The sequence below is a fragment of the Acinetobacter sp. WCHAc060033 genome, assembly GCF_004209125.1.
GTDB lineage: Bacteria > Pseudomonadota > Gammaproteobacteria > Pseudomonadales > Moraxellaceae > Acinetobacter > Acinetobacter wuhouensis.
On the sequence record NZ_SGSW01000166.1, the window covers coordinates 1 to 754 of the forward strand.

Consider the following 754-nt stretch of genomic DNA (forward strand, 5'->3'; position numbering starts at 1 on the left):
GTTGCCTTTGTTAATTCTCAACAAGCCCTAGTAAATGTTGATCATAAAATTCATTCGGTGTTGCCTTATTCAAACTTAAATGAGGACGTATCATGTTATAAAGATCCAAATATTCAGCAATTGATTGTTTCGCTTGTTTAACCGTATCGTAAGCCTTCAAATAGACTTCAGAGATGGATCCGGAAATTTGAACAACTCCTATAAGTGATACTCTGCTCCTCAAATGATGTTATAAACATCAATATATGGAGTGTTTTATAGCAGGTAGACCAAGAAGAAATCATTCAAACGACTTTAAGGCTAAGGTAGCACTTGCTGCGATCAAAGCAGAAAAAACACTTGCTGAATTGAGTTCTGAGTTTGATGTTCATCAAAACCAAATTATTGACTGGAAAAATCAATTAATCTCAGCTTCCTCGCAAGCTTTCGATCAATCAAAAGCTCCATCAGAACCCCCCATTGATCTTAAAAAGCTACATGCAAAAATCGGTGAGCAAGCATTAGAAATTGATTTTTTAGAAGGTGTGTTGAAGAAACTGAGCCGCTTCAACCACAAAAGTTAATCGATCACTCACTTCAGATTTCAGTATCTAAACAAGCTAAGTTACTGAAAGTCTCTCGTGGTTGTTATTATTATCGCCCAAAACCTGTTAGCTCATCAGATCTGAAGCTGATGCGATGTATTGATGAATTACATATGCAATATTCTTTTGCAGGCAGTCATATGATGCGTGATTTGTTGAATCGTCAAGGG

Annotated in this window: 2 pseudogenes; one reads left to right on the forward strand and one right to left on the reverse strand. The window is 36.5% G+C overall.

Going from position 1 to position 754, the window contains the following annotated elements:
- Window positions 1-10: 10 nt before the first annotated feature.
- Window positions 11-169, reverse strand: a pseudogene (locus EXE10_RS21110) (IS3 family transposase); the annotation flags it as partial.
- Between the two features lie 76 nt (window positions 170-245).
- Between EXE10_RS21110 and EXE10_RS21115 the strand changes: the two are divergent.
- A pseudogene (locus EXE10_RS21115) lies at window positions 246-754 on the forward strand (IS3 family transposase); the annotation flags it as partial.